The sequence below is a fragment of the Pseudoglutamicibacter albus genome (genome assembly GCF_022346425.1).
Taxonomy (GTDB): domain Bacteria; phylum Actinomycetota; class Actinomycetes; order Actinomycetales; family Micrococcaceae; genus Pseudoglutamicibacter; species Pseudoglutamicibacter albus.
This window is the reverse complement of sequence record NZ_JAKRCW010000006.1, coordinates 96,378-110,775: the sequence shown is the minus strand read 5'-3', so window position 1 is coordinate 110,775 and position 14,398 is coordinate 96,378. Positions and strand designations below refer to the sequence as shown.

Below are 14,398 nucleotides of genomic sequence, written 5' to 3'. Positions count from 1 at the left end.
GCACGTGCGATTCTGCCTGCTCGGTGCGTGGGATGTACCAGCGATGCCGGCCCGCTGTGTCCGGAATGCTCCTCGCGCTTAGGCAAGGCTCTGTTGCACCCTGCGGTAGTTGATGATCTACGCGAATTTGATGTTCTAGCCCCGAGCTCTCCGGCCCCGGTGGTGTGTGCGGCACCGTACTCCGGGATCGTCTCTAATGTTTTGCTGGCGGCAAAGACGCGTGGTGGGCTGGGGTTGATCGAACGATTTGGGCCTGCCGTTGAGCGGACGTGGAACCTTTTGCAATCGGTTGCGGGACCTGTTGCGGTTGTTCCGATACCCTCGAAAGCTTCTTCGGTGCGATCCCGTGGGTTCTCTCCGGTTGAAGAGCTCTTACGTGCTTCTCACGTGGGTCCCGTCATGAACCTCTTGCGGGTGCGGACGTTGACGAGCCTGGGGCTGGCCAACCAGGGTCCGCAGAAGTCCCGGGGTAGAAGTGGCCGAGCGAACGCAGTGAAAGGACAGTTCGCTGTCGATTACCGTGCCGTGGCCCACGTGAAACATCGCAGTCCCTACAGAAAGGTTCCCAGGCATGTGGTTCTGTTCGATGACGTAGTAACGACCGGTGCCACGCTTGCCGAGGCTTCCCGCGTCTTGCGTGCTCACGGCTTCAACGTCAAAGGGGCTTTCTGTGTCGCCTGGGTGCGTCCACCGGGAGGGGCAAACGTAGTGTCAGAAATAAGCCACCCGCTTAACTGATCCACAACACGAGCACATGGGATGCGCTCCAGGGTGTGACCGGGGTAACTTTAAGCATGGGCTTGAGTTCGAGGATGAGCCTCCAGCCAAACCCATCACCTGGCGTCAACGGCGGTGATGAGTTCATAATCTTCCCGTCAGACCGTCACCGGGTGTTGTTTCGGAATTGAGGGAGGACCTCTCATGGATGTCAACGTAATTGGCCGCAACGTCAGCGTTACTGACCGGTTCCGCGAATACGTCGAGGACCGTGCCGCGAAGGTTGAACAGCTTTCACCGCGGGCCCACAACATCGATATCAAGGTCTCACGCCAACCGAACGCACGCGTCTCTGATTCTGAAATGACTGTCGAAGTCACCGTGATCGGGCCTGGCCCGGCGGTCCGTGCTGAAGCGCACTCGTCCGAGAAGTTCTCGGCTTTTGACCTCGCATTCGCTAAGTTGCTTGAGCGTTTGCGCCGTGCACGCGACAAAGCAAAGGACCACCGCCGCAATGACCGTGCGTTGAACCCGCCGATCGATCTGGAAGCTGTTCCTGCAAGTGATAAGTCCCTGGTTGAACAGGTGCAGGAAGCTCAGCGTAAGGAAGAGGTTGGCGATGTTCCGGTTGAGATCCGCCGCAAGCGTTTCCCAGCCATCCCCATGACTGAAGACGATGCCGTGGACAACATGGAGCTGGTGGGCCACCCGTTCTATTTGTTCCTTGACTCCGAAACCGGCCTGCCATCGCTGGTTTATCGTCGCCGCGGCTGGTCTTACGGTGTTATTTCCCTGGATGAGAACCTTACGGAAGCAACCCGGGACGGAAGCAAGACCTACCGCAGCTAACACAAGCATCGTGTCTAGCCTTCCCATGGCAGTGGGGAACTAGAGTTTTAATAACTGTCGCCTGAGTCAGTGGCGGGAGATTTTTCATGAATCTCCCGCCATTGGCTTGGGGTTAAAACATATTCAACGCGTAAGATGGCGAAAGGCCGGTAGATTCCGGTTGCTTTGTCATGGGGGAGAACACACGTGGCCAATCTGTTCGAACGTATTCTGCGAGCTGGCGATAAACGCATTCTGAAGCGACTGCGTTCATACGTTTCACAGATCAACGCACTCGAAGACTCCATCATGGAACTCACGGATGACGAGCTGCATTCCATGACGGATCAGTTCCGTGAGCGTTACGCGGCGGGCGAGAGCCTCGATGACATGCTCCCGGAAGCGTTCGCGGTGGTTCGAGAAGCCTCACAACGCACACTGGGTATGCGCCACTTTGATGTTCAGATGATGGGTGCGGCCGCCCTACACCTGGGCAATATCGCTGAGATGAAGACCGGTGAAGGTAAGACGCTCGTGGCTACCGCGGCCGCGTATCTCAACGCGATCTCCGGTAAGGGCGTCCACGTCGTGACGACCAACGACTTCCTCGCCAACTATCAGGGCGAGCTGATGTCGCGCCTCTACCGTTTCTTAGGCATGAGCACGGGCGTGATCGTTTCGAATCAGAAGCCTGCGGTGCGTCGTGAACAGTACGCCGCGGACATCACGTACGGAACCAATAACGAGTTCGGTTTCGACTATCTGCGTGACAACATGGCTTGGTCCAAGGATGAGCTGGTTCAGCGCGGCCACAACTTCGCGATCGTCGATGAGGTCGACTCGATTCTGATTGATGAGGCCCGTACTCCACTCATCATTTCCGGCCCCGCGCAGGGGGATGTGAACCGTTGGTACAGCGAGTTCTCCAAGCTCGTGCGTGGCATGAAGCTGGATGAAGATTATGAAGTCGATATCAAGAAGCGCACGGTGGGCGTTAAGGAATCGGGTATCGACAAGGTTGAGGACTACCTGGGTATCGACAACCTGTATGAGTCCGCGAATACTCCGCTGATCGGTTTCTTGAATAACGCGATCAAAGCTAAAGAACTGTTCAAGCGGGATAAAGACTATGTGGTCATGAACGGCGAGATCATGATCGTCGATGAGCACACGGGCCGTTCACTGCCTGGCCGCCGCTATTCGGAAGGCATGCACCAGGCGATCGAGGCTAAAGAAAACGTTGAGATCAAGGCCGAGAACCAGACCTTGGCAACGGTGACGTTGCAGAACTATTTCCGTCTCTATGACAAGCTCTCCGGCATGACCGGTACAGCTGAGACTGAGGCTGCGGAGTTCAACAACACGTATAAGCTCGGCGTGGTCCCGATCCCAACGAATAAGCCGATGCAGCGCGTGGATAAGCCGGACTTGATCTATAAGAACGAGATCTCAAAGTTTGAGGCGGTAGCTCAAGATATTGAGGACCGCCACCGCCTGGGCCAGCCGGTGCTGGTCGGTACAACATCGGTTGAGAAGTCCGAATACTTATCGCAAAAGCTTGCCAAGCGCGGTATCCGCCACGAGGTTTTGAACGCTAAGCAGCACGAACGCGAAGCCGCGGTTGTTGCTCAGGCCGGTAAGAAAGGCGCTGTCACGGTCGCTACGAACATGGCTGGCCGTGGTACTGACATCATGCTCGGCGGTAACGCTGAGTTCCTCGCCGTCACGGAGATGAAGAACCGTGGCTTGGATGCAGAGAATGATCCTGAGGGCTACCAAGCGGTCTGGGATGAGGTCTTTGACCATATCCAGGCTGAATGCGAAGCCGAAGGCGACGAAGTGCGCGAGCTGGGTGGCCTCTACGTTTTGGGTACCGAACGCCACGAATCCCGCCGTATCGATAACCAGTTGCGTGGTCGTTCCGGCCGTCAGGGTGACCCTGGTGAGTCTCGTTTCTATCTGTCGATGTCGGATGAGCTCATGCGTCGGTTCAATGCCGGTATGGCAGAACGCATCATGAATTCGCCAAACATGCCGGATGATATGGCGCTTGAATCGAAGATGGTTTCGCGTGCCATCGAGTCCGCTCAGCGCCAGGTTGAGTCTGTCAACACGGAGCAGCGTAAGAACGTTCTGAAGTATGACGATGTGATGAACCGTCAGCGTGAAGCGATCTATGCTGACCGCCGCCAGATACTCGAAGGCGAAGACTTGGGTGAGCGGATCAAGCAGTTCATCGAAGACGCCGTGGGTGCGATGGTCACCGAAACCACTCTGGCCGGTGAGCCGTATGATTGGGACCTCGACGCGTTGTGGAGCAACCTGCGGGTTCTCTACCCGGTAACGCTGAGCCCGGAGGACCTCATTGAGGAAGCCGGCGGCGATAAGGGTGGCTTGACCGCGGAGATGCTCAAAGAAGAGATTGTCTCTGATGCGATGGTCGCTTATGAACGCCGCGAGGAGTACTTGGGTTCGAGCACGATGCGTGACCTTGAGCGCCGTGTTGTGTTGTCTTCGATCGGCCGTAAGTGGCAAGAACACCTCTACGAGATGGATTATCTCAAGGAGGGCATCGGTTTGCGTGCGATGGCTCAGCGTGACCCGCTGGTTGAGTATCAGCGCGAAGGCTATGAAATGTTCGAGGCCATGATGGAAGCGATCCGTGAGGATTCGGTTTCCCTCTTGTTCCATGCCGAGGTGGAGCCGGGCCATGACGCCGGTGAGGCTCGCGGTGCTGGCCTGATGGATGCCCAGACGAGCCAGGAAGATCTCGAGTATTCGGCGCCGGATGAAAGCGGGGAGGCGCGTACTCGCCGGACTCGCGCTGCCAAGGAAGGGCCGAGGATGACCGGTAAACAAGCACGTAAGGCTAAGAAGCGTTCACGCAAGCGCCACTAGCTTCCAAACGGATGAGCGAACTAGGGCGCAGAGTTAGAGCGTTGACCTAGGTAGCGGTTCTGATGCAGTGGGGTTTGCACACCAGCCTGGTGTGCAAACCCCACTGTTGATTTAGCTTTGCTTTCACCCGATGTGTACGTCGGTGCAACGCAACCTGCGGCCGTGTGGTTTCAGGGTGAAGGCGATGGCGCGTACCCCGCGCGGGGTGAGGATGCTCGCGCAACATTCAAGCGTGGGGAGTGCGCGGGTGTCTTCGTGTTTGTATTGGGCTTGGACGTGGCATGAGATGAGTGAAAGTGTCCGCCACGGCCACGGGGTTGCGTTCGCTTGGGATGCTTCGCGTTCCCAACCGGCACGGTTTTGGACTTTGTTGAGTGGCATGAGTTCAAACCACCCGGCCAAAGCGAGGGAGGGGCGACGCCCGGAGAGTACATCGGCGATCGCTTGAGCTACCGTTCGTGCCAGATGCTGATGCGCCGGAGCACCCGCCTGCACCGGAGACTGTGGCGTGCTTAATGGCTGTGCTGATAATGGTGGTGCTGGCGCAGGTGCACCTGTTGATGCGGTTGCAAGTGTGGCAGCTGTGGTTGGTTCGCAAAGGGGTGCGGTGGTCATGGGAAGTCCTTTGTTTCCTTGCTGTGATGTGTCAGTAGAGGGCAGTGGGGTGACTGCAGGGCTGGATTGCTAGTACAGGGCGCTGCGCTGTCTAGGCGGGGATGTGTAGCTCTTGGCCGGGCATGATCAGGTGGGGATTGTCTCCGAGGAGATCGCGGTTAGCTTGGTGCCATCGGTTGGTTTCGGCTGCGATTTGTTGTGGTGTTGCGCCGGGTCCTAGGTGGCGTGCCGCGATGTCCCAGAGTGTGTCGCCCGATGTGACTACCACGGTGTCGTTTCGAGCTGGTGTACCCATGTTGCGGGGTAGGGGGACGGGGTCGGATTTCTTGATTGTGAAGGTCTCTTGCTGCTGTTTCGTTGATGGTGCTTGTTGCTCTTGGTCGTCGATCGGGAAGGCGGCGCTGAAGGGTGTGGGAGAGGTGTGCGTGGTGGTTTCGGTTGTGACCACGGTTGTGTCAGGCGTGGGTGCCGCGTGGGATGTTGCCGGAGCTGCGAGGATCAGGCCTGCGGCAACAGCTGATGCGCGGGGGACCCAGCGGCTCCAACGTTCGGTGCTCACGCCGAGTGAGCTGAGGCCGCGTAGGAGGAGGGCGAGCGTGTGGGTGAACAGAAGCCAAGCGCTGATGAGGCATAGGGCCCAGGCCCCGATGCGGGCAATGAGGGTGTCCGCTGACTCTGCGGCTGGGAACCACGGGTTGAGTAAGGCAAGGCCGGTAGCTCCGATGATGAGGCCTAAAACTGGGGCGATCCAAGCGGCTGTGATGTGTATGCGTGAGGCTTTCTGGTTCATGTCGTTGCCCTCTTTTGAGACTCGAGAACTGTGTGTTTCTCAGCGCCTATTGAGTGCTGTAGGGAGGTGCCTCCCTATGGGCGCCAATTTGTTGTGCTTTGATTCTGTTTGATGTTTCGCGTTGGTGTCAAGAGGTAATTTTTTCAGTAGCCTGTGAACATGCGTTTTGACGATCTATTCGAGGACATGGCCCATGAGCTGCAGGCTGGGCAATGGCAGGAGATGCGTGCCGAAGCTGGCGAGCTGGCACGGGCGGAGTACGCGAGGCGAGGGTTCCTCACCGAGATCGCCGGCGCACATGTGAAAGTTCATGCGAGTGGGCACTCGTTTACAGGCGCGGTCGCGGCAGTGGGTGTGGGGTGGTTCGGTGTTGAGACTGCAACCGAGTCGTGGATGTTCCCGGATCAGGGCGGTGCCTGGGTAGAGGTTCTTATGCCTAACGCTGGTGTGCGCGAGCGTGACATGAAGGGTTCGTGTCGCCGCACCAAAGCTCCATGGAAGTCGGCTCTACGTGCGATAGGTAGGGACCGTCAGAGCGTTCGTTTCATCTTGTCTGACGGGGTGGTGGGCAGTGGCCTCATCGTTGCTGTGGGGGCGGACTTTATCCGTCTGCAAGCCCAGGTGGGTGGGACGGCGGCCCGCTCGCTTGTGCTGGTTCCGTTGGTGGCGCTCGTGGCGGTATCTGCGGTATCGACTAGCTAAACGCATCCCGTCGAACCCTACTCAAGGAGAACCTGTGTGAGACCTGTGTCCGAGATGCCGGATAGCACTACTTGTCAGTAGTTGTTGTAGTTCATCGTGCTGGTTATCGTCTAAGCATGCTTGTAAGCGACCTCGCGAGGCATCGAACCGCGAGGCATCGAACCGCGAGGCATCGAACCACGCGGCGGAGCATCGTGCATGGCTACCAAGCGATGCGCGGCTGTCCATCGCGCACGGTCCTCGCGAGCACGCAGGTGTAAAGAGCTTGAGGTGAACAATGACTGACCGCAGTGGCAATAGTTCGTCAGTGATGCGCTGGCAACCAGCTAGTTGGCGTGACCCTAGGCTTGTTATCGGCATCGTCCTGGTTGTCGCATCTATTCTGGGCGTCGTCTTGCTGGTGCGTTCGGTAACCCGCACGGACACCTACATGGTCGCAGCACATGATCTTGCCCCGGGGACCGTCCTGACTGAGAAGGACGTGGTCCCGGTTGAGGTTCGGCTTGCTGGCCCGGGTGAGCGGTATGTTCCAAGCGACACCAAGCTAGGCGGTGCGGTGGTGAGTGATTTCGTTTCGAAAGGTGAGTTGCTGCCTCGCCGCACCATCGAATCGGAGGCCCCCGCTGATTTGCGTTCGTTTTCGTTGACGTTGGAAGGCGCTCTCCCCGCGGGGGTGAAGGTCGGTAGCGGGGTGGATGTGTATGTGACCCCGAAGGACGCTGAGGAGGACGCCGAGCCGAAGCGCGTGCTTTCTGGTGTGCGAGTTGTGAAAGTTGATCGCGCTGATTCCGGTTTCGGTGTCACTCAGGGGCACGTCTTGGAAGTCCTGATTCCGCGTGAGGATGTTGCCACGATGGTTGGTCATGTTGCGCGCGAAAACGTAGTGAGCGTGGTTTCTGCCCCACTTTCAGGCAAGGAATAGGGGTCGGCTGTGAGTTCTTCCGTTGTTTTGTTTGGCGAGTCCCCTGAAGTATTTGCCCGCTTGGAGTCAGAGGTCGGACTGGTTACCGTGGTGCGGGTCTGCACTGACGGGGCAGAGCTTTTAGCGACCCTAGCGGCCGGCTTGGCACGGTATGTGATTTTTGTGGACCAGTTCGATGAGGTCGATAGCGGTCTGGTCGATTCCGTCCACGCTGCCGGCGGCCGTGCTGTTGCGGTCACCAACGATGCGGCGGTGGCCTCGCGATTGCTCCGGCTTGGTGTCGGCTCGGTGAGCCGCTCGTCTTCGGCAGAAGTGATCGCAGAAGCGCTATCGCGTGCCGGCGGGCTTGTACCAGAACAGCCCCGTTCCTTACCTAAACGGCGGGGCCTGCGGCATATCGAACCTAAGCTGAAGACCCCTAAGGTTGTCGACCTTAAAGGTTTCGGAGTCCAAAGCGCGGCCCCCTCGAAATCGGAACCGGTGACGTCGAAACCAGACTCGGCCTCTCCGCAATCGGATTCGGTCCCGCCGAAAGTGGAGCCAGCTCCGTCGCGACCGGAGCCCGTGCCTACGAAACCGGAGCCAGCCCCGTCGGGACCGGAGTCCGCGCCTACGAAACCGGAGCCAACCACTACAGAACAGGAGCCAGCCCCGTCCCAACAGGAATCAGCCTCTCCGCAACCGTCAAGTAGCTCGGAAGAATCGAAACCTGCCGGCCTGAAAGAGCTGAAACCACGCGCACCACTAGAAGAAAAGTCATTCGATGAGTTGGTGGCTGGAATCCCGGACGATCTTTCGCAGCTGTACGTGGTTGATCCGCGTACAGGAATGCTGAACCAGCCAGAGACCCAAACAGATCAAGCCGACTCACAGCATGCGGCTGGGCATAAACGGGGCCGCATCATCGTGGTGTGGAGCGGGGCAGGCGCGCCAGGCCGCAGCTTTCTAGCGATCGAGCTAGCAACGGAAGCCGCGCTAGCCGGGAAGAAAGTCACGCTCGTGGACGCGGATACGCGCGCCTCGAGTATCGCCGCACGCCTAGGGATGCTGGGGGAGACCTCCGGGATCGTGCGTTTGTGTCGTTCGGTCGAAGCGGGCACGTTTTCACCCACCGCTGACACGGATGCGCATGCCCGCATCCGCATCGGGAAGGCTGTACTCCGCGTCACCACGGGACTTCCGCGGCCCAGCCGCTGGCAAGAGGTCGGTAAGGCCGCGCTCAAGCGTAGCCTCGAGGCGCTACGTCAGGGTTCCGAGGTTGTGATTGTGGATGTCGCCGCACCGGCGGATAACGATCACGACGTCAGCTTCGACACGTTCGCCCCGCAACGTGATGACGCCACACTTACGGCCCTTGAAGTCGCCGATGACGTGGTGGTGGTCGGTACTGCGGACGCGGTAGGTTTGCCGCGTTTGATGCGGGCGGCCGCATACGCGCCCGAGCTCACGCAAGCACGGATTTCTGTTGTGGTGAACCAGGTATCCAAGGGGGCCGTCCGAGGGGTCAAACGCGCGTGGGAACGCTTCGGGCCTAAGACGATGCAACCGGAGGTTTTCATCCCGAAAGATGCCGAGGCGGTAGAGCATGCACTGGAGGCCGCGACCGCGTTGAGCCACTCGGCGCCGCGCTCGCCGGTGCGCGCAGTGATACGGGAGTTTGCGCAGAGCTTGTGTGAGTGTGAAGAGAATCTGGAAACTCCCTTAAAACAGGTCCGTGGCAGGCGGTTTAAGGCTAGGCTAAATACGGCTCCATCTGTGACCCGGGGCACATAAAAATAGGCCGTTGCGTACGGCCGTGCGTCTAAACATGTGAAGGCGGTGGGTTGCGTGTCGAACACGCAGTCAGTTCCTCAGTCCGGCTCATCTGCGCAGTCTGGCTCATCTTCTCAGGCTGGCTCGTCTGTGCGGCCTGACTCGGTTCCTCAAACAAGCTGGTTTGGCGATGATGTTGTTGAGCGTTATGGCGCGGATATTGATGCGCAAGAACGTGAGGCGTTCGGTCTTGATCGGGTGAGGGAACTGCTGGAGCGGCACGCGTCAGTGGGGCGGGTTCGGCAGCCGGGTTCTGCGGTGGTCAGTGTTGAGCCGCATGAGCGGGGCACCGTTGTTTTCTTGGTTGCAGATGACATGCCGTTCATCGTTGATTCGGTGACGAACTGCGTGGTGGAGTTCTCAAATAAGATTGGTTTCGTTTTCCACCCGACCTATATGGCGCACCGTTCGGTTGAGGATGGCACGCTGGTTGGTTTGAAGAAGGTTCCGCTTTCGGATGCGGCGCCGGCGTCTGAGGGCACTGCGGCGTTGCCCGCGTTGGGTATGTTGGCGGCACCTGAGGGCGCCCGAGCTGTCATTGAGTCGTGGACTGCGGTGTTGGTGACTGAGGAACTGGATGCTGATCAGCGCGCGCAGCTGCAGCAAGCTGTCGACTCGGTTTTGAAGGATGTTCGTAGCGCGGTTGAGGACTGGGAGCCGATGCGTGTGCAGGCCCGCCGTCTAGCTGATGCGCTTGAGGGGGATATCCCTTCGGTTCCTGAGAAGGAACGGCGTGAGGCCGCGGCGTTTTTGCGGTGGATGGATGATGATTCGTTCACGTTCTTGGGTTACCGCTATTACGAGCTTGAACAAGACCAGGGCCGTGAGGTTTTGCGTGGCGATGTTGATTCGGCGTTGGGTCTGATGCGGCGTACGGATGCTGTTTCCCGTCCGTTGAGTGGTAAGGCCGCTCAGAAGGCGCGCGAGCCGCATCCACTGGTTTTGACTACCGCTAACCGCCGTTCCACGGTGCATCGTCGCGTGTATTTGGACTATGTGGGGGTCAAAGAGTTCGCGGCTGATGGTTCGGTGATCGGGGAGCACCGTTTCATTGGTTTGTACACGTTTGAGGCTCTGCGTCAACCGGTCACTGATGTTCCGGTGGTGCGTTCTAAGGTTCGGCGCGTGCTTTCGCGAATGGGGTTCTTGGCTACCTCGCACACGGGTAAGTCGATTCTGCGGATTCTTGAGTCGTATCCGCGTGAGGAGCTCATCCAATCGAGCACGGATGAGCTCACTGAGATTGTGGCGAAGATTGCCCGGTTGGGTGAGCAGCGCCGTACGCGTGCGTTCGTGCGGGGGGATGCTTTCGGCCGGTTTGTGACGGTCATGGTGTATTTGCCGCGTGATCGTTACAACACTATGGTCCGGTTGCGTGTTGAAGAAGAGCTTAAAGAGACTTTCGCGGCTGAGGCGATGGATCTGGATGTCTGGAATTCCCCGTCCACGGTGGTTCGGTTGACGTACCGGATCAAGGCTGGCGAAGGCGTTGACACGGTAGAGGTTGATGAGCAGGCGCTTGAGGCTCGCCTAACACGGGCGGTGCGCTCGTGGAGCGAGGGCATCCTTGAGGTGTTCACGCAGGAGCCTGGTTCGCAGGAGGGTCTGCAGCATGCGCAGCAGTGGGCTGAGGCGTTCCCGGCTGATTACCGGGTGCGGTATGAGGTTGAAGATGCCCTTGATGATGTCCGTGCTTTTGAGCGGGTTGAAGATGATGAGGATTCTGCCGGTATCGGTCTGAGCTTGGACTCGATTGATAACCCGGAAGAGCTCGATGTTGAGGCGGATGGCGTAACGATCGCTAAGCTGCGTCTGTACTTGAGTGAGCAGGCTCCGTTGTCCTCGATCATGCCGCATCTTGAGGCGTTGGGGATCCGCGTGATTCAGGAGCGTCCTTATGTTGTGGAGCCTCTGGGTGCCCGGGAACGTTATCTCTATATCCTCACGGTCGCATTGGCCCCTGAGGTTGATGTTGCCCGGATCGCTCCGTTGGTTGAAGATGCCTACCGGGCGGTTGCTGCTGGGCGCACGGAGTCTGATGCGTTGGAGGGTTTGGTCACGGCACAGGGCCTCAACTGGCATCAGGTCGCGATTTTCCGTGCTTATGTCCAGTATCTGCGCCAGTGCGGCTCGATGAACAGTGTTGATTTCGCGGCCGCCACTTTGCTGCGGTATCCGGCGGTGACGGCTGCGCTATTGGGCTTATTTGAGGCGCGTTTTGATCCGGATTTCGCGGGTGATCGTGAGCAGGGCCAGCAGGATGCCCGCGATGCGCTTGCAGTGGCGTTGGATGATGTTGCGACCTTGGATGCGGATGCGTGGATTCGACGTATGCGTGATGCGATGGGTGCCACGTTGCGCACGAACGCGTATCAGGGCAAACCTACTGTCGCGTTGAAGATCGCAACGGGTGAGTTGGGTTTCGCTCCGATGCCGCGTCCGTTCCGTGAGATCTGGGTTGATTCCCCGCGTGTTGCGGGTGTGCATTTGCGTTTTGGTGAGGTCGCCCGGGGCGGCTTGCGTTGGTCGGACCGTGAGGAGGATTTCCGTACGGAGGTTCTCGGTCTGGTGAAGGCCCAAGCTGTCAAGAACGCCGTGATCGTGCCTGCGGGTGCTAAGGGCGGTTTCTTCGCTAAACAGTTGCCTGATCCTGCTGTGGATCGTGGTGCTTGGGTTGAGGCTGGCCGGGCGGCGTATCAGGAGTTCATCCGTAGCTTGTTGGATATTACGGATAACTATGAGTACGCCGATGATGGCTCGCGTTCGGTGGTTCACCCTGAACGGGTTGTTGCTCACGATGGGGATGACCCGTATCTGGTGGTCGCCGCGGATAAGGGGACGGCGGCGTTTTCGGATACCGCTAACGAGATTTCCGCTGAGCGTGGTTTCTGGCTCGGCGATGCGTTCGCATCTGGCGGCTCGGTTGGTTATGACCACAAGGCGATGGGTATTACGGCCCGTGGCGCGTGGGAGTCGGCTAAGCGTCATTTCAAGACGCTGGGTACGGATGTGCAGTCTGAGGACTTCACGATGATCGGTATCGGTGACATGTCGGGGGACGTGTTCGGTAACGGTTTGATGCGTACCGAGCACGCGAAGTTGGTTGCCGCGTTTGATCACCGTGACGTGTTCATTGACCCGAATCCGGATCCGAAAGTTTCGTTTGAGGAGCGGGTGCGTCTGTATAACACGCCTCGTTCTTCGTGGCAGGACTATAACCCTGACTTGATCAGCTCAGGCGGTGGCGTGTTCTCGCGTTCCGCTAAGTCGGTTTCGGTCACCGATCAGATGCGTGAGGTACTCGGCCTTGCTTCCGATGTGCGGGAGCTGACTCCGCAGGAACTGATTCGGGCCGTGCTGATGGCCCCGGTTGATTTGATCTATAACGGTGGCGTTGGCACGTACGTGAAGGCCGAATCGGAGACGAACGCTGACGTGGGGGATCGCGCTAACGATGCGATCCGTGTCAATGGTTCGCAACTGCGGGCTCGCGTGGTGGTTGAGGGCGGTAACCTCGGTTTCACTCAGGCAGGCCGTGTTGAGGCCGCGCAACGCGCGGGGACGGTCAATAACACTGACGCGATCGATAACTCGGGCGGTGTTGAGTCTTCGGACCGCGAGGTTAACATCAAGATTCTGATGGACGGCGCGGTCCGTGATGGTCGTCTAGCGTTTGAGGACCGGCCGGCGTTGTTGGCAGAGATGACTGACAATGTCGCCGACGCCGTGTTGGCTACGAATAAGGCGCAGAATGTTTTGCTCGCTGCTGAGCGGGGTGTCGCGGTTGAATTCGCGCCGGCCTATGAACGTCTGATGGGCCTCCTTGAAGAATCGGTTGATCTTGACCGTGCGCTTGAAGACCTGCCGAGCTCGGATGAGTTCGCTGCTCGTAGGCAGGGTGGCGAGGGGCTAACGACCCCTGAAACATCCGTGGTGGTTGCCTACACCAAGATGCAGCTGATCGATGCTCTGGTGGATTCTGATCTGCCGGAGGACCCTGCCATGCAGAAGGTCCTGGAAGCGTATTTCCCTCCTCAGCTGGTTGAACGTTTCCCTGAAGCGCTCGCCGCGCATCCGTTGCGCCGTGAGATCATCGCGACGATGGTCGCTAACCGCATCGTGAACATCGGTGGCGTGACGTATGCGTTCCGTGCGATGGAGGAGACGGGTGCGGACGCGGCGCGTCTGGCTCGGGCTTTCTTAGCGATGGACGAGGTCTACGGTATCGCTGAGCAGGTTGAAGCGATCGCCCAGTTGCCGGCAACGATCGATGATGAACAGTGGCTGCAGTTGCACGTGGATTTGCGGCGGCTTCTGGATCGTGTGACGCGGTGGGTTCTGGAGCACGAGGCTCTGGATAGTTCAGTTGATGAGATCCTTGCGAAGTTCGCTGATCCTGTGGCTCGGTTGCGTGAGGGTCTGCCGGGCATGCTGTGTGGCGTGGATGCCCAACGTACACGTGCATGGTTCGAACGCGATGTTGAGGCGGGGCTCCCTGAGGAGCTCGCGCAGCGGCATAGCTTGGACTTTGAGTCCTACACGTTGCTGGATATCACCGCGTTGGCGTCAACGGGCGAGTGGGAGCTCGAGGAAGCCGCTGAGGTCTATTACGCGGTGTATGAGCGTTACGGAGTGGACGATCTGCTCTCGCAGATCAGCCAGTTGCCGCGCTCTTCACGGTGGGAAGCGTTGGCGCGCAGCTCACTGCGTGATGACCTTTACGCCGCGGTGCTTGGTTTGACCCGCGCGGTTCTAGAAGAGACGGAGGGCACCGAATCACCGGACGCTAGCGATGCGGATGGCGTGGAGCTGTCTGCCGCGCAGGCTCGTGTGGTTGCGTGGGAGCAGCGTGATGCTGGCCGGATTGAGCGGGCGCACGAACAGCTTGATGCGGTGCGTGAGGTAGGCGGCGGCCAGATGGCTCCGTTGTTGGTGGCTACACGAACCTTGCGTTCGATGATCGGCCGCTGAAGCTAGTTCCGGCAGGCGTGTGTTGGGCGTGGCCAGCGAGTATTCGCTGGCCACGCCCAGTTTTATTGTGCCCGTTAAGGCAACTGGGGCGGTTGATCTTCCCCGGATCTACCGCCCCAGTTGGCTTGGTGGGGCCCCATGCT

At 58.9% G+C, this 14,398-nt stretch carries 8 protein-coding genes; 6 read left to right on the top strand and 2 right to left on the bottom strand.

What is annotated here, in order from left to right; translation table 11 throughout:
• The first annotated feature begins 921 nt into the window (after positions 1–921).
• Both hpf and secA read left to right on the top strand, forming a co-directional pair.
• On the top strand, positions 922–1,566 hold the full coding sequence (gene hpf, locus MHJ63_RS05370; RefSeq protein WP_070490542.1) for a ribosome hibernation-promoting factor, HPF/YfiA family: 645 nt from the start codon (positions 922–924) through the stop codon (positions 1,564–1,566).
• Positions 1,567–1,752: 186 nt separating this feature from the next.
• Entirely contained in the window at positions 1,753–4,443 is a 2,691-nt protein-coding gene (gene secA, locus MHJ63_RS05365; RefSeq protein WP_035754450.1) for a preprotein translocase subunit SecA, read from the top strand.
• 123 nt (positions 4,444–4,566) lie between these two features.
• Here secA and MHJ63_RS05360 read toward each other — a convergent pair whose 3' ends face one another.
• A complete protein-coding gene (locus MHJ63_RS05360; protein ID WP_239446434.1) occupies positions 4,567–5,058 on the bottom strand; it encodes an Rv3235 family protein in 492 nt (163 codons plus the stop codon).
• 91 nt (positions 5,059–5,149) lie between these two features.
• Positions 5,150–5,848: a LysM peptidoglycan-binding domain-containing protein gene (locus MHJ63_RS05355; protein ID WP_070507127.1), complete on the bottom strand. Its 699-nt coding sequence runs from the start codon at positions 5,846–5,848 to the stop codon at positions 5,150–5,152.
• Positions 5,849–6,007: 159 nt separating this feature from the next.
• Here MHJ63_RS05355 and MHJ63_RS05350 point away from each other — a divergent pair, with 159 nt between their 5' ends.
• The 4 genes from MHJ63_RS05350 (at position 6,008) to MHJ63_RS05335 (ending at position 14,255) form a co-directional block, all read left to right on the top strand.
• Positions 6,008–6,550 carry a hypothetical protein gene (locus MHJ63_RS05350; protein ID WP_070507125.1) on the top strand — a complete coding sequence of 181 codons (543 nt, stop codon included), beginning with the start codon at positions 6,008–6,010 and terminating at the stop codon, positions 6,548–6,550.
• Positions 6,551–6,827: 277 nt separating this feature from the next.
• The gene (locus MHJ63_RS05345) at positions 6,828–7,472 is read left to right on the top strand and encodes an SAF domain-containing protein (protein WP_239446433.1); all 645 of its coding nucleotides are present in this window, start codon (positions 6,828–6,830) and stop codon (positions 7,470–7,472) included.
• Between the two features lie 9 nt (positions 7,473–7,481).
• Complete coding sequence (locus tag MHJ63_RS05340) at positions 7,482–9,245, top strand: CpaE/TadZ family protein (RefSeq protein WP_239446432.1); 1,764 nt, start codon at positions 7,482–7,484, stop codon at positions 9,243–9,245.
• A gap of 54 nt (positions 9,246–9,299) precedes the next feature.
• On the top strand, positions 9,300–14,255 hold the full coding sequence (locus MHJ63_RS05335; protein ID WP_239446431.1) for an NAD-glutamate dehydrogenase: 4,956 nt from the start codon (positions 9,300–9,302) through the stop codon (positions 14,253–14,255).
• Positions 14,256–14,398: the final 143 nt, after the last annotated feature.

Coding starts and splice junctions, on each gene's coding strand:
- hpf (WP_070490542.1), top strand. CDS start 922: ATGGATGTCAACGTAATTGGCCGCAACGTCAGCGTTACTGACCGGTTC.
- MHJ63_RS05360 (WP_239446434.1), bottom strand. CDS start 5,058: ATGACCACCGCACCCCTTTGCGAACCAACCACAGCTGCCACACTTGCA.
- MHJ63_RS05355 (WP_070507127.1), bottom strand. CDS start 5,848: ATGAACCAGAAAGCCTCACGCATACACATCACAGCCGCTTGGATCGCC.
- MHJ63_RS05350 (WP_070507125.1), top strand. CDS start 6,008: ATGCGTTTTGACGATCTATTCGAGGACATGGCCCATGAGCTGCAGGCT.
- MHJ63_RS05345 (WP_239446433.1), top strand. CDS start 6,828: ATGACTGACCGCAGTGGCAATAGTTCGTCAGTGATGCGCTGGCAACCA.